Genomic DNA, 17,133 nt, shown 5'->3' on the forward strand with positions numbered 1-17,133 from the left:
CTCATCCGTGGTCTGTCGCGTCGTGGATCGTCGCGTCGTGGATCGCGAGCAGTTGGGAGTCGGCGACAGGTGTGTCCCATGTTCCACGTGAAACATCGCGCGCCGACTGGCTCAGCAACGATCCATGTTGAAGCGCGCGTCGGTGGCGATCGTGCCCCGAACAGATGCGTATGTGCAACACTCGCCGTCGCGCGATGTTTCACGTGGAACATTCGTGTGCAGAGCCATCTGCGGACGCGTGCAGCGCGACGCCTCGCACGCACGCGCACGCGCTGCCGGCGCCCGAATGGCGACCGCAATCGGCGTCGGCACATCAGAGCCTCCGTTACGATGTGCCAGCGCGTGCCGCAACACGCTTCCCGGTGTTTCACGTGGAACATCCGCGCCGACAGACCGGGCTCGTGGCGCCGCTCAGGGCACTTACGCGTGCCAAGGACTCCACCGGCTGGAGACATGGGTGCGTGTGATGATTCATCAGCTTGCCCGGCGACAGGAGTGCAGCGACGCGCCCCGTTGCGCTCAGCGACACGCGGAGCAGTGCTCGGCCTGTGGAAAGATGTGCATAACCAGCGAGCTCGAGCCGACACCAAGGGTGGTGCCAACCACCCGGCAGAGTGCCGAAATCCGCGGAATCACGCGGGATATCGCGGTACGCAGCCAACCTTCATGCTCGAGGCGAGGCCGAGGGATTGCAAACAGCGTTCTCCACAGCCCTGTGTACAACGCTCGCCGCGCGAACGTCGCCCTCGACTTTGCGATCGACGCCGGAGGGGCCAGACTGGACCCCTTGGACCACGTCCCGGAACCTCGCTGCCCGCGCTCGATGTTCCACGTGAAACATCGATCAGGAGGGCATGCGTGACCACGGGCAAGTTCGACACCACCCCCATCGCACGCGAGCTCGCCGCGATGGCACGCCGCCGACAGGCGCTCTCATCCGTCGAACTGCCGCTGCCGAAGCGCACGCGCATCTTCACCGTGGTGAACCAGAAGGGCGGCGTGGGCAAGACCACGACCGCCGTGAACCTCGCCGCAGCGCTCGCACAGGGCGGCGCGAGGGTGCTCGTGCTCGACCTCGACCCACAGGGCAACGCGTCGACCGCGCTCGGCATCGATCACCACGCCGACGTCGTCAGCACCTACGACGTGCTCATCGAGGGCGAGCCGCTGCAGTCCGCGATCGCCGTGAGCCCGCAGAGCGACCGGCTGCAGGTCGTGCCGTCCACCATCCACCTCGCAGGCGCCGATCTCGAGCTCGCCGCGATGGAGCAGCGCGAGCACCGCCTGCGGAAGGCGCTCGACGCCTACCTCAGCGCGACGTCGGAGCCGCCGCACTACATCTTCATCGACTGCCCGCCCTCCTTGGGTCTGCTGACGATCAACGCGTTCACTGCCGCGACCGAGGTGCTGCTGCCCATCCAGTGCGAGTACTACGCGCTCGAGGGCGTGTCGCAGCTGATGGACACGATCGAGCGCATCAAGGCGCACCTGAACCCCACGCTGGATCTCTCGACCGTGCTCCTCACCATGTTCGACGGTCGCACGCTGCTGTCGCGGCAGGTCGTCGACGAGGTGCGCAAGCACTTCCCGGAGCAGACGCTCGACGCGATCATCCCGCGGTCGGTGCGTGTCTCCGAGGCCCCCGGCTATGGACAGACGGTGATCGCCTACGACCCCAACTCCCCGGGCGCGCTCTCGTACCGTGAGGCAGCCGCAGAGATCGCACGCAGAGGAACGGCATGAGCAAGAGGGCAGGACTGGGGCGCGGCATCGGCGCCCTCATCCCGACGGGGCCGGCGCCGGCAGCAGAGATCGACGAGCGCGACGACGCTGCGCCGACGGCATCCGAGATGACACCGGCGCACCGACGCGCTCGACGAGCGCCGAGGCCCGGCGGGCGGCCTGTCGATGTGTTCTTCTCCGGCGAGGAGGACGAGGCGCAGGGGCTGCTCGCCATCCCGGGCGCGACCTTCGGTGCTGTCGCGCCCGGCGACATCCGCCCGAACGCGAACCAGCCGCGCACCGTCTTCGACGAGGACGACCTCGCAGAGCTCGAGCACTCCATCCGCGAGTTCGGCGTGCTGCAGCCCATCGTCGTGCGCCCCGTGTCGGTCGGCGACGACGGCACGCACTACGAGCTCATCATGGGGGAGCGGCGCTGGCGCGCGAGCCAGCGAGCCGGCCTCGAGACCATCCCCGCCGTCATCAAGGACACCCCCGATGACGCGATGCTGCGCGACGCGCTGCTCGAGAACCTGCACCGCGCCTCGCTCAACCCGCTCGAGGAGGCATCGGCGTACCAGCAGCTGATGGACGACTTCTCGATCACGCAAGATGAGCTGTCGAAGCGGATCGGCCGCAGCCGGCCGCAGATCTCGAACACGATCCGGCTGCTGAAGCTCCCCGAGTCGATCCAGGCGAAGGTGGCCGGCGGGGTGCTGTCGGCGGGCCACGCGCGGGCGATCCTCTCGCTGCCGACCGTCGAGGCGATGGAGCAGCTCGCCGCGAAGATCGTCAATGAAGATCTCTCAGTTCGTGCAGCGGAGGCTGCGGCAGGGCTGTTCCAGGCGCGGAGCCCCCGCCGGACGCCGACGAAGGGCGCCGTGCAGCACGGCCTCGACGAGATCGCGACGCGGCTCGAGGACCGTCTCGACACGCGCGTGCGCATCGCGCTCGGACGCTCGAAGGGCCAGCTCACGATCGACTTCGCGACGGTGGGCGACCTCAACCGCATCCTCTCCGAGCTGGGGGAGCAGGGCGTGGGCGCCGGCCTGGAGCCCTCCGACGACTGAGCGCTCGCCGCACGGCAGCGCATACGACGAAGGCCCCGAGGACGCATCCTCGGGGCCTTCGTCAGGCGTGGATCACAGGAACGCTGCGAGCTCCTGCTCGATCGCGGGCTTCGGACGAGCGCCGATGAGCTCCTTCACGACCGCGCCGCCCTGGAAGAGCTTCATGGCGGGGATCGACGTGATGTTGTAGCGCATGGCCAGGTCGGGCTCCTGGTCGACGTTCACCTTGACGACGTCGAGCTTCTCGGTCTCGCCGTCGATCTGCTCCAGGATGGGGCTGACCGCGCGGCACGGGCCGCACCAGGCGGCCCAGAAGTCGACGAGGACGGGCTTGTCGGCGTTGAGCACGTCCTGCTCGAACGACGCGGTGGTGACTTCCTTCACAGTGCTGCCTCCTCAGGGCTCGTGACGAGGACCGGCACGGCGTGCGCGGCCAAGTAGTGCTCCGCGTCGAGCGCGGCGACGGTGCCGGACGCGGCGGCCGTGACGGCCTGGCGGTACGTGGGGTCGATGACGTCGCCGGCGGCGAAGACACCCTCGACCGACGTGCGCGAGCTGCGGCCGCCGACGGCGATCGTGCCCTCGGCGGTCAGCTCGAGCTTGCCGTGCACGAGGTGCGTGCGGGGGTCCGAGCCGATCGCGACGAACACGCCGTCGATCGGCATCCGGCTGGTCTCACCCGTGATGCGGTCGCGCAGCGTGACCGCCGAGACCTGCGCCTCGCCCTCGATCGACTCGACGAACGCGTTCGTGACGAACTCGATCTTCTCGTTGGCGCGCGAGCGGTCGAGCATGACCTCGCTCGCGCGGAACGTCTCGGAGCGGTGCACGATCGTGACCTTGTCGGCGAACTTCGTGAGGAAGTTGGCCTCCTCCATCGCGGAGTCGCCGCCGCCGACGACGATGAGCTGCTTCTGCTTGAAGAAGAAGCCGTCGCACGTGGCGCACCACGAGACGCCGTGCCCGGAGAGGCGCTCCTCGCCGTCGATGCCGAGCTTGCGGTAGGCCGAGCCGGTCGCGAAGATCACGGCGCGAGCCTCGAGCACCTCGTCGCCGACGTGCACGCGCTTCACCTCGCCGTCGAGCTCGAGGTCGGTGACGTCCTGCATCCGCACGTCGGCGCCGAAGCGCTCGGCCTGCTGCTGCATGGCGAACATGAGGTCAGGACCCTGGATGCCCTCGGGGAAGCCCGGGAAGTTCTCGACATCCGTCGTGGTCATGAGGTCGCCGCCCATCTCGACGCTCGAGGCCAGCACGATCGGCTTCAGGTTGGCGCGTGCCGCGTAGATGGCCGCGGTGAAGCCGGCGGGGCCGGAGCCGATGATGATGAGGTCGTGCACTCTTGTCTCCTGAGTCGAGGCGGGATCCTTGGGGTCAACAGATTCTAGGTGGCGGGCATTCCCGCGTGGCCTGGCTCGCTGACGACCGCCAGCAGGTCGCCGGTGGCGGCGTCGACGACGATGAGGCCGGTCGCGGGCCACTCGGGGGTGCGGCGCACGACGGGGTGGTGCACGCGCGCGCGAGCGCGGCGATCCCACGAGTCGACGAGGCGCGCGGTGTCGGCGTCCACGATGAGCACGGCCGGGTGGGAGTGCGCGAGCGACGACGACGCATCCGACGACCACCAGCCCTCGACCGCGAGCGGGCGAGGTGCGGACTCCAGCTCGAGCTGCTGCTTGCGGTCGCGCGTGAGCGACGCGCCCACGATGGCCCCGATGCCTGCGGCGACACCGACGAGCAGCGGTCCGGCGACGCGGATGAGCGAGCTGGCCATGCGATCCCCCTGGCGTTGATCCCCGGCTGCCTGCGACGGTGCCGGGTCGCCAGCCTAGACGCCGACCTTGTGGGCTTGCCCAGCGGGATGCGCCGCTCAGACCGGCTCGGCGGGCTCCACGCGCTCGGCGGGCTCGGCGCTCGAGCGGCCGCGGCGGAAGCGGTCGAGCACGACGTCGACCGTCGCCCGGAAGTCGGGGTTGCGCGTGATGAAGAGCAGCCCGAAGTAGATGAGCCCCATCACGAGCCCGGCGGCGACGCACGTGGTGACGGCGCCGAGCACGTTGATCGTGCCGAAGCCGTCCGGCCGGTAGCCGCCGAGCGCCAGCACGACGCCGAAGCCGGCGGCGGCGGCGAGCAGGCCGTACGCGAGGTACTGGATGTGCCGGATCGCGATGAGCTTGAACCCGAACGCGCCGATCTTCACCCGCACGAGCACGAGCCAGACGGCGAAGGAGATGAGGTTGGCGACCGAGACGGCGAGCGCCGTGCCCGCGATGATCCACTCCGGCGGCAGCGTCGACGCCCACCACAGGCCCGCGAACGTGACGAACATCCCGAAGCAGGAGTAGACGAACGCAGTGCGGGTGTCGCCGAGCGCGAAGAAGACGCGCTGCACCACGTACTCGGCGCTGAACGCCACGAGGCACACGAGGAACGCCCAGATCACCCAGGCCATCGCCATCATGAGCTCGAACCGCGGCTCGAGGATGCGCGCGAAGGGCACCGCCACGACGGCCAGCACGAGCGCCGAGATGGTGGTGAGCATGCCGACGGCACGGAGGGCGCTCGACAGGTCGGCGCGGATGCCGCCCATGTCGTGCGACGCCGCGTGGTGCGACATGCGGGTGAAGTACGCGATCGCGATCGAGACGGCGATGATCGAGTGCGGGAGCGAGAAGAGGTACCAGGCGTTCTGCATCGTGAGGATGTTGGCGCCGTCGCCGAGCGTGGCGACGCGCGACTGCACGAGCCCCTTGACCTGCCCGATGATGACGATGCCGAACAGCCAGAGCGAGGCCTTGCCGGTGGCGCGCAGGCCCACGCCGCGCCAGCCGAAGTCGAGCCGGAACCGCATGCCGGTGCGGCGGAAGAACAGCACGAGCACGAGCGCCTGCACGGCCACGCCCGCCGTGGTGACGAGGCCCAGCACCATCACGCGGTCCCAGTCCCAGACGTCGATGCTGCGGTTCACGGCCTCGCCGCCGAACAGCCAGATGAAGAAGCCCAGCCCGGCGATCGAGATGACGTTGTTCGCGACCGGCGCCCACGTGTACGGCCCGAACTGGCTGCGGGCGTTGTAGATCTCGCCGAGCAGCGTGTAGATCGCGTAGAAGAGGATCTGCGGCATGCACCAGTAGGCGAGGCCGATCGCGACGGTCATCTGCTCGGCGCTGAAGCCGTCGCCGGCGATGGCGTAGAGGTCGACGAGCACCGGCGCCGCGACCGTGGCGATCACGGCGAGCGCGATGAACACCGAGCCCCCGAGCGTCAGGATCTTCGAGACGTACGCCTCTCCGCCGTCTGCAGCCTTCGACGCCTTGACGATCTGGGGCACGAGCACGGCGCTCATGACACCGCCGGCGACGAGCGCGTAGACGTTGTTGGGCAGCTGGTTGGCGAGGCCGAACGCCGCGCCGGCCGCCGAGCTGGACTGGCCGATCGCGATGACGAGCATGGCCATCTTGATGAAGCCCAGCACCCGCGACACCATCGTGCCTGCCGCGATGATCGCGCTTGCCTTGCCTGTGCTCACAGGGACTCCTTCACGGGCTGATCGCGGGCTGCGCGATCGCTGATGTCATCGGCGTCGCCGTGGGCCTCGCCCCGGCGACGCTTGCGCACCGACCGCCAGATGCCGAAGGCGATGAGCAGCACGATGGCGATGCCCAGCGCCACGGCGACGGCGGTCTCGATGGTGGGCTGCGCGGTCACGCGCATGATCTGCGGCTGCCCGAGCGGCACGCCGTCGGGCGTGTGCAGCTGGGCGACCATGAGCACCGTACCGGTGCCCACGACGTCGATCGGCACCTGCACGCGCTGCTGCGTGCTCGCGGCGAGGCTGATGTTCGTGCTGGGCTGCGGCACGGAGACCAGCGCGTTGAGCGGTCGCAGCGACAGCACGACCTGCACGGGCACGGTGAGACCGTTCGCGATCGTGATCGGCAGCGGCACGCTCTCGCCCACGGCGCGGATGTCGCTGCCGCCGACGATCTGGACCGCGTCGCGCACCTGGCCCAGCTCGCCGCCCAGCCCGTCGATCGCCGCGCGGTCGGCGTCGGTCACGGCGCGGCCCGCATCCGGCAGCGCCGCCAGCAGCGTGAGCCGGAGCCCCGCCAGCAGCGACGCGGGCTCGTCGACGATGGTCGCGACGCGCGACGCCTCTGCCTCCTGCGCGAGCGCGGCGCTCACGAGCTCAGCCCCCGCGTCGCGCTCGGGGTCGTCGATCGCGGCGAGCACCGCCTCGCGGGTGGGCGTCTCGAGCGCGTCGTCCATGCTCACCGTCTCGACGAAGCCGGCGTCGGCGAGGGTCTCGAGCACCGCGACCGGCGATCCCTGCGTGGTGGCGGGCAGCACCGCGGCGAGCGTGCGCTGGTCGCTCGGTCGCTCGCGGGTGATCGTGGCGAGCAGCGCCACGAGCTCTGCGCGCCCCTGCGCCGCGGTGTCGGCGTTCGCGTCCGTCGCGTCCTGCAGCCGCTGCTGCACCTCGGCATCCGCGGCGAGCACGTCGACGCCGCCGACGCTCGCGTGCGCGCTGGGCGTGCTGCCCTCGAGCGCCTCGGCGAGGTTGTCGGTCGAGAGCACCACGGTGCCCATGCCGGCGAGCGTCCCGAGCTCCGCCTCCTGCACGATCGCGCCGGTCGCGTCGATCACCGGCATGCGCGCGCCGACCTCGCCGGCGGTGCCGGGCAGCGGCTCGTCGTCCTCGACCGGGATGCCGAGCGGCTCGACCGGGAAGGCGCCGGCGCGGGCCTGCGCGATCGGGTCGGCGTTCGCGTACAGCAGCGGATAGGTGTCGCGGGTCTCCGCGAGCTCGAGCCAGTCGGCGGCCGACTCGGGCGCGTCCGTGCCGAGCGCCTCGGCGCTCGCGCCGATCGCCGGGTCGACGCCGATCGTCGCACCGGCGTCGAGCGCCGCGTCGAGCGCTTCGTCGGTGTCACTGCCCGGCTCGGTGAGCGATGCCAGCTCCTCCGCGGTGAGCAGGCCGGTGGCGTCGACGCCGGCGTCGATCGGCGCGGCGAGCGCCAGGCGCGTGGGGCTCGCCTCGCCCGGCTCGTCGCGGACCACGACGCTCGTGGCGCCCTCCATGTCGGGCGCGGATGCGGCGAGGCCGTAGGCGCCCCAGCTCGCGCCGTCGAGCCCGAGCGCGTCCGCATCGACCGTGATGGTCGTCGAGGTGCGGCCGAGCGCGGCGACCCCCGGCAGGTCCAGGGTGGCGACGACCGAGCTCGCGAGGATCCCGTCGCCCTCGAACCAGCGGCTGAGCCCGTAGCGCGTGCCGATCGGCGCGCTCGTGCGCAGCACCTCGATGCGCGTCGGGGGCAGGCTCTCGCGGGTGGGGTTGCGCAGCAGCACCTCGACCTCGAGCGCCTCGCCCTCGCTCAGCAGCGGGTCGACGGGGGCGAGCATGAGGGTCGGTGCCTCGTCGGTCGCTGTCGTCGCGCTCGCCGGGCTCGGAGCCAGCAGCGGGCCGGCGAGCAGCGCCGTCGCGACAGCCGCGGCGGCGCACGCGGTCGCGCGCCGACGCGCGAGGCGACCTGCCGACAGCATGGCTGACAGGGTACCGCCGAAGCATCGGCGCGGCCGTGGTGCCGCGCAGCCGCGCGGGCGACGGCGAGTGGCCCTGCCAGAATGGTGTCTCGTGACCGACATGGCTGAGGCGACCGCGCGACTGCACGCCCTCGTCGCATCCGCGCCGACCGCCCAGCTGGCCGAGGCCTTCGCCGGCGCCGGGCACGAGCTCGCGCTCGTCGGCGGCCCGGTGCGCGACGCCTTCCTCGACCGGCCGGTCACCGACCTCGACTTCGCCTCGAGCGCGACGCCCGACGAGATCCACGCGCTCGTCGCGCCGCTGGCCGACGCGACCTGGGATGTCGGCCGCGAGTTCGGCACGATCGCCGCGCGCATCGGCGGCGCCGACGTCGAGATCACCACCTACCGGGCCGACACGTACGACGGCGTCTCGCGCAAGCCGACCGTCGCCTTCGGGGACTCGCTCGAGGACGACCTCGAGCGCCGCGACTTCACGGTGAACGCGATGGCGCTCATGCTCACGCCCCGGCGCGACGGCAGCGAGGCGACGGTGCCGCAGCTCATCGACGTCGGCGGCGGGCTCGAGCACCTGCTGCAGGGCGTGCTCGACACCCCGATGGCGCCCGAGCGCTCGTTCGACGACGACCCGCTGCGCATGATGCGCGCCGCGCGCTTCGCCGCGCAGCTCGGCTTCGAGGTCGCGCCCCGCGCGCTCGAGGCGATGGCCGCGCTCGCCGAGCGGATCCGCGACATCTCAGCGGAGCGGGTGCGCGACGAGCTCTCGAAGCTGCTGCTGACGAGCACCCCGGTGCCGGGGCTGCGGCTGCTGACCGACGCGGGCATCCTCGACATCGTGCTGCCGGAGGTGCCGGCGCTGCGGCTCGAGGCCGACGAGCACGCGCACCACAAGGACGTCTTCGAGCACTCGCTCACCGTGCTGCAGCAGGGCATCGACCTCGAGGCATCGCGCAACCCGGATGCGGCGCCCGACCTCGTGTCGCGGCTCGCGGGCCTGCTGCACGACATCGGCAAGCCCGCCACGCGACGCATCGAGGGGCGGGTCGTCACGTTCCACCAGCACGACCTCGTCGGCGCGCGGATGGCGAAGCAGCGGCTCAAGGCGCTGCGCTTCGACAACGACACCGTGAAGGCGGTCGCGCGGCTCGTCGAGCTGCACCTGCGCTTCTACGGCTACGGCGAGCAGGCGTGGACCGACTCCGCGGTGCGCCGCTACGTGCGCGACGCCGGACCGCTGCTCGAGCGGCTGCACATCCTCACGCGCTCCGACGTCACGACCCGCAACCGCCGGAAGGCGGAGCGGCTCGACTTCGCCTACGACGACCTCGAGCACCGGATCGCCGAGCTGCGCGAGCAGGAGGAGATGGACGCGGTGCGTCCCGACCTCGACGGCGAGCAGATCATGGCCATCCTCGGCATCCGGCCCGGCCGCGAGGTGGGGGAGGCGTACCGGATGCTGCTCGAGCAGCGCCTCGAGCACGGCCCGCTGGGCGCCGAGCGCGCGGAGCAGGTCCTCCGCGACTGGTGGGCCTCCCGCTCGTCCTGACCTCGTCCTCAACGGAGCAGCTGGTCGCGCGAGGGCAGCATCACCCCGTGCTGCCACCCGCTCCGTTGAGAAGTCTCGTAGCGGGGGAGTGGCCGGTGCGGTAGGATCGACAGGTTGCGCGGACTCTGATCCCGCACATGCATACCCTCCTGCTGCAGATCGTCTGCAGCCGTTCTAGTCCGAAGGAGGTGGGTGAAGCATGCAGCAGTACGAACTCATGGTGATTCTCGACCCGGAGGTGGACGAGCGCACCGTCGCTCCGTCGCTCGACAAGTTCCTCAACGTCATCCGCAACGATGGCGGCACCATCGAGAAGATCGACATCTGGGGCCGTCGGCGCCTGGCATACGAGATCGACAAGAAGACCGAGGGCATCTACGCCGTCGTCAACTTCTCGGCCGAGTCCGCCACGACCGACGAGCTCGATCGCCAGCTGGGCCTGTCCGAGGCCGTCATGCGCACCAAGGTGCTGCGCTCCGAGACCGCGGTCTCGCAGACCGGTGACTCGAAGCGCCACTACGACGCGAAGGCTGCCAAGGCCGCCGCGAAGGCTGACAAGGCACCGGCGCAGCCCGCGGCGCCCGTCGACGCGACCCCCGCAGCCCCTGCAGCCACCGAGGCTCCCGCAGAGGTCGAGGCCAAGTAGCCATGGCAGGCGAGACGATCATCACGGTGGTCGGCAACCTGACGGCTGACCCGGAGCTGCGCTACACGCAGAACGGGCTCGCGGTCGCGAACTTCACGATCGCGTCGACCCCACGCACCTTCGACCGCCAGGCGAACGAGTGGAAGGACGGCGAAGCGCTGTTCCTCCGCGCGTCGGTCTGGCGCGAGTTCGCCGAGCACGTGTCGCAGAGCCTGACGAAGGGCTCGCGCGTCATCGCGCAGGGTCGCCTGAAGCAGCGCTCCTTCGAGACGCAGCAGGGCGAGAAGCGCACGGTCATCGAGCTCGAGGTCGACGAGATCGGCCCCTCGCTCCGCTACGCGACCGCACAGGTCACGCGCGCACAGGGCGGCGGCGCAGGCCGCAGCTCCGGCGGCCAGGGCGGCGGCGGCAACTTCGGTCAGCCGCAGCAGGTCGCGGACGAGCCGTGGGGTCAGCCCGCCCAGCAGCAGGCGCAGCCCGCATCGGGCGGCGACGTCTGGGGCGCGCCCGGCACCTCGTACAACGACGAGACGCCCTTCTAAGGCTTCTCGGCACCAAGCACTCACGGGACGGCAGTCCCGAGCACGAAAGAAGGACACATGGCTGGCAAGCCGCAGAACAACCGCAAGCCGCGGGGCCCGAAGGGCGGAAAGCCGCTCGCTCCGGCGAAGGCGATCAAGGTCGGCGTCATCGACTGGAAGGACGTCGCGACGCTGAAGAAGTTCATCTCCGAGCGCGGCAAGATCCGTGCCCGTCGCATCACCGGCGTGTCGGTGCAGGAGCAGCGCCTGATCGCCAAGGCGATCAAGAACGCGCGCGAGATGGCGCTCCTGCCCTACTCCGGCGCCGGACGCTGAGGGGGCTGAGGAACATGGCAAAGCTCATCCTCACGAACGAGGTCTCCGGCCTCGGCTCCGCTGGTGACGTCGTCGACGTCAAGACCGGCTTCGCTCGCAACTACCTCGTCCCGCAGGGCCTCGCGGTCATGTGGACGCGCGGTGGTGAGAAGCAGGTCGAGCAGATCAAGGCAGCCCGCGTCGCACGCGAGCACGCCACGATCGAGGAGGCGCAGGACCTGCGCGCCCGGCTCGAGGCGAACCCCGTCACGCTGACCGCCAAGGCCGGCGCCGAGGGCCGTCTCTTCGGCTCCATCCAGACGAAGGACATCGCCGACGCCGTCCAGGCCGCCGGTCATGGCTCCGTCGACAAGCGCGTCATCGAGATCCCGACGCCGATCCGCTCGGTGGGCGACCACCAGGCGACGGCTCGCCTCCGCGACGACATCATCGCCACGATCACCCTCAAGGTGGTCGCCGCGAAGTGACGTTCCCCGTCACCGCTGTCGGGCCCGCATCCCCTGTGGATGCGGGCCCTTCCGCTTGCCCTCGTGTGCAGCTCGACGGACCCTCGAGCGCTCGATCGCACAACCTTCAACGTGCACTTGACACCACATTCCACACGCCGGATGTGGAAAGGGAAACCCCCGGTCAGAGCCGCTTTCTGGGCTTATCCGCAGTTCGAATCCACAGATCTGTGCACAGGGCTGGGGATGGAGCGGCGCTGAGCCCTCGGCGTTTCGCGGCCCTGTCCACAGCTCTCCACAGCGCTCTCCACAGGACCGATTCGACGGGGCGGCCCAGCGCTCCTAGCCTGTGCGAGGCTCCCTCGATCGATCGGTGTGGGCGGCCTGCGCCAGCATCTGGCGCACAGGGGGGATGGGCATGACAGACCTTGCAGAGATCGGCCTCGACGAGAGCCGCTACAGCGAGCGCACCCCGCCGCACGACATGCTCGCCGAGCAGTCCGCCATCGGCGGCATGCTGCTGTCGAAGGACGCGGTCGCCGACTGCCTCGAGACGGTCCGGGGCAACGACTTCTACCAGCCGAAGCACGAGATCGTCTACGAGGCGATCCTCTCCCTCTACTCGCGCGGCGAGCCGACCGACGTCATCACGGTGGCCGACGAGCTGACGAAGACGGCGATGCTCTCGCGCGCCGGCGGCGTGCAGTACCTGCACTCGCTGACGTCGATGGTGCCGACCGCGGCGAACGCCGGCTACTACGCCGAGATCGTTGCCGAGAAGGCGGTGCTGCGGCGGCTCGTCGAGGCGGGCACGCGCATCGTGCAGATGGGCTACGCCTCGGAGGGCGAGGTCACCGACCTCGTCAACCACGCGCAGGCCGAGATCTACTCCGTGATGGGCGAGGACCAGTCCGAGGACTACGTGCCGCTCAGCCTCGCCGTCGAGTCGGCGATCGAGGAGATCGAGGCCGCGAAGGGCCTCGACGGCGTGATGACGGGCGTGCCGACCGGCTTCCGCGAGCTCGACGAGCTCACGAACGGCCTGCACCCGGGCCAGCTGATCGTCGTCGCCGCCCGACCAGGCCTCGGCAAGTCCACGCTCGCGATGGACCTCGTGCGGTCGTGCTCCATCAAGAACGACATGCCCTCGGTCTTCTTCTCGCTCGAGATGGGGCGCACCGAGATCGCCATGAAGCTGCTCTCGGCCGAGTCGAGCATCCTGCTGCAGAAGCTGCGCAAGGGTGCGATCGAGGGCCGCGACTGGACGACGCTGGCGCAGGTGCGCGGGCGCATCAACGACGCGCCGCTCTACATCGACGACAGCCCCAACCTCACGCTCGTCGAGATCCGCGCCAAGTGCCGACGCCTCAAGCAGCAGGCGGGCCTCAAGATGGTCGTCGTCGACTACCTGCAGCTCATGACGAGCGGCAAGAAGGTCGAGTCGCGCCAGCAGGAGGTCTCGGAGTTCTCCCGCTCGCTCAAGCTGCTCGCGAAGGAGCTGCAGGTGCCGGTCATCGCGCTCTCGCAGCTCAACCGCGGCCCGGAGCAGCGCGGCGACAAGAAGCCCGCGATCAGCGACCTCCGTGAGTCGGGCTCGATCGAGCAGGACGCCGACATCGTGATGCTGCTGCACCGCGAGGACGCGTACGACCGCGACATCCGCCCGGGCGAGGCCGACATCATCGTCGCCAAGCACCGAGGCGGCCCCACGAAGACGATCCCGGTCGCGTTCCACGGCCACCTCGCGCGCTTCGTCGACATCGCACCCGGCATGGGCGGCGACGGGGGGCCGGGCATGCCCCCCGGTGGCACGCCGTTCGGCGGCGTGCCCTACGGCGCTCCGCCGCCCGTCGAGGGCTGACACGGCGAAGGGCCCCGGTCGATGCGACCGGGGCCCTTCCTCGTGCGCTGCGTCAGCCCTGCTGGCCGATCGCGAAGTCGACGCGACCGTCGGGGGTCGCGGATGCGTCCAGCACCTTGTCGTCGAGCGCGACGACGGCCGACGGGTCGAGGAAGACCTTCGCGCCGGCCGACTCGACGACCTGGTCGTCGGCCTCCGGCAGCTCGGCGACGGTGACGTTGAGCCCGGCACCCTCGGCGTCCTGCGCGATCCTCAGGCCGCCGGTCTGGGGCGCCTGCGCGCCGTCGACGATGCCGGTGATGATGGTCTGGGCGTTCTCGGTCAGGGTGAGCATGGCTGCTCCTTCCGTTGGCGAGCCGGCCACGATGCCGAGGATCGGCCGCCGATGCAAGCCGCGGCCGGAGCCGGGCGTGTCGGTGCGCGGGATGCGTCCGGCCAGGACCCTGCCAGACTGGCTGCATGCCCACCGACTCCGAGGCGCGTGTCGCCGTCTACATCGACTTCGACAACATCCTCATCTCTCGCTACGACCAGATCCACGGTCGGGGTGCCTTCCACGCCGACAAGGTCCGCACGCTCACGACCGACGGCCGCGAGTCGAAGGCACGCACCCGCTTCTCGCAGGCGACCGTCGACCTCGGCGCCATCATCGACTACGCGTCGAGCTACGGCTCGATCGTGCTGAGCCGCGCGTACGCCGACTGGTCGGTGCCCGCCCACGCCGCGTACCGCGATCAGCTGCTCGCCCGCGCGGTCGACCTCGTGCAGATGTTCCCGACCACCCGATCGCTCAAGAACGGCGCCGACATCCGCCTCTCGATCGACGTGGTCGAGGACCTGTTCCGGCTCGACAACATCACGCACGTCGTCGTGGTCGCCGGCGACAGCGACTACATCGCCCTCGCGCAGCGCACGAAGCGGCTCGGCCGCTTCATGGTCGGCATCGGCGTCGCGGGCAGCACCTCCAAGTCGCTCGCCGCCGCGTGCGACGAGTTCGCCGACTACGACGCGCTGCCCGGCATCGAACCGGTGCAGATCGACGAGCCGGAGCCGGAGCCCGACGCCCCCGAGCCGACCCCTGCCGAGGCCGAGGCGATCGTCGCGGAGGCCGAGGTGGTGGCCGCGCAGCAGCAGCCCGCGCGGGGTCGCCGCAGCCGGCGCGCGTCGAGCGCCTCCGTCGCGGCCGAGACCGACGAGGTCGCCATGACCACCGCGCAGCGCGGCGACGCCGCGACGGGGCTGCTCGAGCGGGCGATGCGCATCCTGCACCAGAAGAACGACGACGAGTGGCTGCACGCGAACGTCGTCAAGGAGCAGATGAAGCGGATGGACCCCGTGTTCAACGAGAAGTCGCTCGGCCACCGATCGTTCACCGACTTCGTCACCGCGCGCGGCGAGGTCGTCGACATGCGCGAAGAGGGCCAGGCTCGCCTGCTGCGCCTGAAGGGCGACTGACGCACCCATCGTCGCGCGACCAGTGCGGATGTCGGCGGCATCCGGCAGGATGACGGCATGCCGGAGCTGCCCGAGGTGGAGGCGCTGGCGGCCGATCTGGGCGAGCGCCTGATCGGCCGCACGATCCGGCGCGTCCAGATCGCCGAGGTCGCGGCGCTCAAGACGTTCGACCCACCGGTCGACGCGCTCGAGCACGCGGTGATCACCGGCACCGGCCGGCGCGGCAAGCACCTCGTCATCGACGTCGAGCGCGACGAGGAGCCGCGTCACCTGCACCTCGTGCTGCACCTCGCCCGGTCGGGGTGGGTCCGGTGGCGCGCGGAGGCGCCGAAGCCGACGACCGGTCGCGGTCGGGGACCGCTCGCCGCGCGCGTCGTGCTCGAGCGGCCGGACGGCGACGAGGGCGTCGGCGGCGACGGCTTCGACGTCACCGAGCAGGCGACGCAGAAGCGGCTCGCGATCCACGTCGTCGCGCATCCCGACCAGGTGCTCAGCATCGCGACGCTCGGCCCCGAGCCGCTCGACGCGTCCTTCACCGAGGAGCGATTCGCGCAGATCCTCGCGCACGCGGGGCGCGCGCAGATCAAGGGCGTGCTGCGCGATCAGCAGCGCATCGCCGGCATCGGCAACGCCTACTCCGACGAGATCCTGCACGCGGCGCGGATGTCGCCCTTCCATCCGGCGTCGATGCCGCCCGACGACGTGCACCGGCTGTACGCGTCGCTGCAGAAGGTGCTCGGTGATGCGGTCGAGCGCGCGCACGGGGTCAAGGCGTCCTCGCTCAAGAGCGAGAAGCGGCAGGGCATGCGCGTGCACGGCCGGAAGGGCGAGGCGTGCCCGGTGTGCGGCGACACCGTGCGGCAGGTGATCTACGCCGACAGCACCTTCGAGTACTGCGCGACCTGCCAGACCGGCGGGAAGCCGCTCGCCGACCGGGTGCTCTCGCGGCTGGGCGTGCGGCGCTGAGCCCGCAGCCCGTCGCTGACGCCCCCCCCAGGAGCGGTCAGACCGAGCCGGTCACCACGCTCCATGGCTGGATCGTGACGATCTGGACGCCCGGTGCGCCGTAGTACGGGTCGCGGGCGAGGGCCGTCTTCACCTCGGCGACGTCGTCCGTCGCGAACAGCAGCAGCGCTCCCGACTGGTCGGCGAAGGGGCCGGCGGCGACCAGCAGCCCCTGCTCGTGCATCTCGCCGAGCAGCTCGCGGTGGCGCGGGCGCAGCTCGAGGCGGGCGGGGTCGTCGGAGAACGAGAGGATGACGGCGATCATGCCCCCAGCCTAGGGACCCTCGCGATCTCGGCGGGCGGCGGACGACCGGCGGGCGACGGGGCCGGATGCAGCGACGGGCGGATGCGCCGGCCAGCCGGCCGCGCATCCGCCCGTGCAGAGCGGTCAGGCCGCGGCGCGCTCCGCCTGCGCCGAGACCTCGACGAGCTGCTCGACGGCGGCGCGCAGCTGCTCCACCGAGCGGCCCGCGAACGCGGCGGGATCCGTCATGCGCATCGAGGCGTCGAAGTCGGTCGGCTGGAACGGCATCTGCACGCCCTCGCCCTGCAGGTCGAGGCCGATGAAGCGGAGCACGGCGCTGAGCTGCGCGGCCGCGGAGGCGCCGCCGGACCAGCCGTAGGAGACGACGACGGCCGGGAGCGCGCTCCACTCGGCCTTCAGGTAGTCGATCGCGTTCTTGAGCGCCGCCGGGTACCCGCTGTTGTAGTCCGGGGTGACGAAGACGACGCCGTCGAGAGCCGCGATCTGCTCGCCCCAGGCGATCGAGTGCGGCTGGGTGCGCACGCCGGAGGCGGGCGGCAGCGCCTCGTCGAGCAGCGGCAGGCGGATCTCGGCGAGGTCGAGCATGACGACGTCGCCGCCGGCGGCCTCGATCAGCGTCGCGATCTCGTCGGCGACCGGGCGGCCCACGCGGACGGGACGCGTGCTGCCGACGATGATGCCGATCTGGGGACGTGCAGACATGATGCTCCTCGAGG

General features: G+C 70.9%; 16 protein-coding genes and 2 pseudogenes. 10 read left to right on the top strand and 8 right to left on the bottom strand.

The window, feature by feature from the left end; all coding sequences use genetic code 11:
* The first annotated feature begins 909 nt into the window (after window positions 1–909).
* Together EDD26_RS04915 and EDD26_RS04920 are read left to right on the top strand one after the other, a co-directional pair.
* Complete coding sequence (locus EDD26_RS04915; RefSeq protein WP_123698452.1) at window positions 910–1,743, top strand: ParA family protein; 834 nt, start codon at window positions 910–912, stop codon at window positions 1,741–1,743.
* Entirely contained in the window at window positions 1,740–2,792 is a 1,053-nt protein-coding gene (locus tag EDD26_RS04920; RefSeq protein WP_123696683.1) for a ParB/RepB/Spo0J family partition protein, read from the top strand. The genes EDD26_RS04915 and EDD26_RS04920 overlap by 4 nt, the downstream gene beginning before the upstream one ends.
* A 72-nt stretch (window positions 2,793–2,864) precedes the next feature.
* Here EDD26_RS04920 and trxA read toward each other — a convergent pair whose 3' ends face one another.
* The 5 genes from trxA to EDD26_RS04945 all read right to left on the bottom strand — a co-directional run bounded on the left by trxA (window position 2,865) and on the right by EDD26_RS04945 (window position 8,336).
* Complete coding sequence (trxA, locus tag EDD26_RS04925) at window positions 2,865–3,176, bottom strand: thioredoxin (protein ID WP_123696684.1); 312 nt, start codon at window positions 3,174–3,176, stop codon at window positions 2,865–2,867.
* Window positions 3,173–4,132 (bottom strand): thioredoxin-disulfide reductase, encoded by a 960-nt coding sequence (gene trxB / locus EDD26_RS04930; protein WP_123696685.1) that lies wholly within the window; start codon window positions 4,130–4,132, stop codon window positions 3,173–3,175. Before trxB ends, trxA begins: the two co-directional genes overlap by 4 nt.
* 44 nt (window positions 4,133–4,176) lie before the next feature.
* Complete coding sequence (locus EDD26_RS04935; RefSeq protein WP_123696686.1) at window positions 4,177–4,566, bottom strand: hypothetical protein; 390 nt, start codon at window positions 4,564–4,566, stop codon at window positions 4,177–4,179.
* A gap of 96 nt (window positions 4,567–4,662) precedes the next feature.
* Window positions 4,663–6,321: a murein biosynthesis integral membrane protein MurJ gene (murJ, locus tag EDD26_RS04940; protein WP_123696687.1), complete on the bottom strand. Its 1,659-nt coding sequence runs from the start codon at window positions 6,319–6,321 to the stop codon at window positions 4,663–4,665.
* Window positions 6,318–8,336 carry a DUF6049 family protein gene (locus tag EDD26_RS04945; protein WP_123696688.1) on the bottom strand — a complete coding sequence of 673 codons (2,019 nt, stop codon included), beginning with the start codon at window positions 8,334–8,336 and terminating at the stop codon, window positions 6,318–6,320. Before EDD26_RS04945 ends, murJ begins: the two co-directional genes overlap by 4 nt.
* Before the next feature lie 91 nt (window positions 8,337–8,427).
* Here EDD26_RS04945 and EDD26_RS04950 point away from each other — a divergent pair, with 91 nt between their 5' ends.
* The 6 genes and pseudogenes from EDD26_RS04950 to dnaB all read left to right on the top strand — a co-directional run.
* A complete protein-coding gene (locus EDD26_RS04950; protein WP_425453403.1) occupies window positions 8,428–9,882 on the top strand; it encodes a CCA tRNA nucleotidyltransferase in 1,455 nt (484 codons plus the stop codon).
* 199 nt (window positions 9,883–10,081) lie between these two features.
* Window positions 10,082–10,444: pseudogene (rpsF, locus tag EDD26_RS04955) on the top strand (30S ribosomal protein S6); the annotation flags it as partial.
* 86 nt (window positions 10,445–10,530) lie between these two features.
* Complete coding sequence (locus EDD26_RS04960) at window positions 10,531–11,070, top strand: single-stranded DNA-binding protein (protein WP_123696690.1); 540 nt, start codon at window positions 10,531–10,533, stop codon at window positions 11,068–11,070.
* Between the two features lie 57 nt (window positions 11,071–11,127).
* Complete coding sequence (gene rpsR, locus EDD26_RS04965; protein ID WP_123696691.1) at window positions 11,128–11,385, top strand: 30S ribosomal protein S18; 258 nt, start codon at window positions 11,128–11,130, stop codon at window positions 11,383–11,385.
* 14 nt (window positions 11,386–11,399) lie between these two features.
* Window positions 11,400–11,852 carry a 50S ribosomal protein L9 gene (gene rplI / locus EDD26_RS04970; protein ID WP_123696692.1) on the top strand — a complete coding sequence of 151 codons (453 nt, stop codon included), beginning with the start codon at window positions 11,400–11,402 and terminating at the stop codon, window positions 11,850–11,852.
* Window positions 11,853–12,249: 397 nt separating this feature from the next.
* A pseudogene (gene dnaB, locus EDD26_RS04975) lies at window positions 12,250–13,602 on the top strand (replicative DNA helicase); the annotation flags it as partial.
* Window positions 13,603–13,744: 142 nt separating this feature from the next.
* Here the strand turns inward: dnaB and EDD26_RS04980 are convergent.
* Window positions 13,745–14,026 (bottom strand): Fe-S cluster assembly protein HesB, encoded by a 282-nt coding sequence (locus tag EDD26_RS04980; RefSeq protein WP_123696694.1) that lies wholly within the window; start codon window positions 14,024–14,026, stop codon window positions 13,745–13,747.
* A 125-nt stretch (window positions 14,027–14,151) separates the two neighbouring features.
* On the opposite strand from EDD26_RS04980, the gene EDD26_RS04985 reads away from it, so the two are divergent.
* The gene (locus EDD26_RS04985) at window positions 14,152–15,147 is read left to right on the top strand and encodes an NYN domain-containing protein (RefSeq protein WP_123696695.1); all 996 of its coding nucleotides are present in this window, start codon (window positions 14,152–14,154) and stop codon (window positions 15,145–15,147) included.
* 57 nt (window positions 15,148–15,204) lie between these two features.
* Window positions 15,205–16,113: a DNA-formamidopyrimidine glycosylase family protein gene (locus EDD26_RS04990; protein ID WP_123696696.1), complete on the top strand. Its 909-nt coding sequence runs from the start codon at window positions 15,205–15,207 to the stop codon at window positions 16,111–16,113.
* A gap of 37 nt (window positions 16,114–16,150) precedes the next feature.
* On the opposite strand, the gene EDD26_RS04995 is transcribed toward EDD26_RS04990, so the two are convergent.
* The gene (locus EDD26_RS04995; protein WP_123696697.1) at window positions 16,151–16,417 is read right to left on the bottom strand and encodes a YciI family protein; all 267 of its coding nucleotides are present in this window, start codon (window positions 16,415–16,417) and stop codon (window positions 16,151–16,153) included.
* A 123-nt stretch (window positions 16,418–16,540) separates the two neighbouring features.
* Window positions 16,541–17,119: an NADPH-dependent FMN reductase gene (locus EDD26_RS05000; RefSeq protein WP_123696698.1), complete on the bottom strand. Its 579-nt coding sequence runs from the start codon at window positions 17,117–17,119 to the stop codon at window positions 16,541–16,543.
* Window positions 17,120–17,133: the final 14 nt, after the last annotated feature.

The organism is Agrococcus jenensis (assembly GCF_003752465.1).
In the GTDB taxonomy this organism is placed as follows: Bacteria; Actinomycetota; Actinomycetes; order Actinomycetales; family Microbacteriaceae; genus Agrococcus; species Agrococcus jenensis.

Coding starts and splice junctions, on each gene's coding strand:
- EDD26_RS04915 (WP_123698452.1), top strand. CDS start 910: ATGGCACGCCGCCGACAGGCGCTCTCATCCGTCGAACTGCCGCTGCCG.
- EDD26_RS04920 (WP_123696683.1), top strand. CDS start 1,740: ATGAGCAAGAGGGCAGGACTGGGGCGCGGCATCGGCGCCCTCATCCCG.
- EDD26_RS04935 (WP_123696686.1), bottom strand. CDS start 4,566: ATGGCCAGCTCGCTCATCCGCGTCGCCGGACCGCTGCTCGTCGGTGTC.
- EDD26_RS04945 (WP_123696688.1), bottom strand. CDS start 8,336: ATGCTGTCGGCAGGTCGCCTCGCGCGTCGGCGCGCGACCGCGTGCGCC.
- EDD26_RS04960 (WP_123696690.1), top strand. CDS start 10,531: ATGGCAGGCGAGACGATCATCACGGTGGTCGGCAACCTGACGGCTGAC.
- rpsR (WP_123696691.1), top strand. CDS start 11,128: ATGGCTGGCAAGCCGCAGAACAACCGCAAGCCGCGGGGCCCGAAGGGC.
- rplI (WP_123696692.1), top strand. CDS start 11,400: ATGGCAAAGCTCATCCTCACGAACGAGGTCTCCGGCCTCGGCTCCGCT.
- EDD26_RS04980 (WP_123696694.1), bottom strand. CDS start 14,026: ATGCTCACCCTGACCGAGAACGCCCAGACCATCATCACCGGCATCGTC.
- EDD26_RS04985 (WP_123696695.1), top strand. CDS start 14,152: ATGCCCACCGACTCCGAGGCGCGTGTCGCCGTCTACATCGACTTCGAC.
- EDD26_RS04990 (WP_123696696.1), top strand. CDS start 15,205: ATGCCGGAGCTGCCCGAGGTGGAGGCGCTGGCGGCCGATCTGGGCGAG.
- EDD26_RS04995 (WP_123696697.1), bottom strand. CDS start 16,417: ATGATCGCCGTCATCCTCTCGTTCTCCGACGACCCCGCCCGCCTCGAG.
- EDD26_RS05000 (WP_123696698.1), bottom strand. CDS start 17,119: ATGTCTGCACGTCCCCAGATCGGCATCATCGTCGGCAGCACGCGTCCC.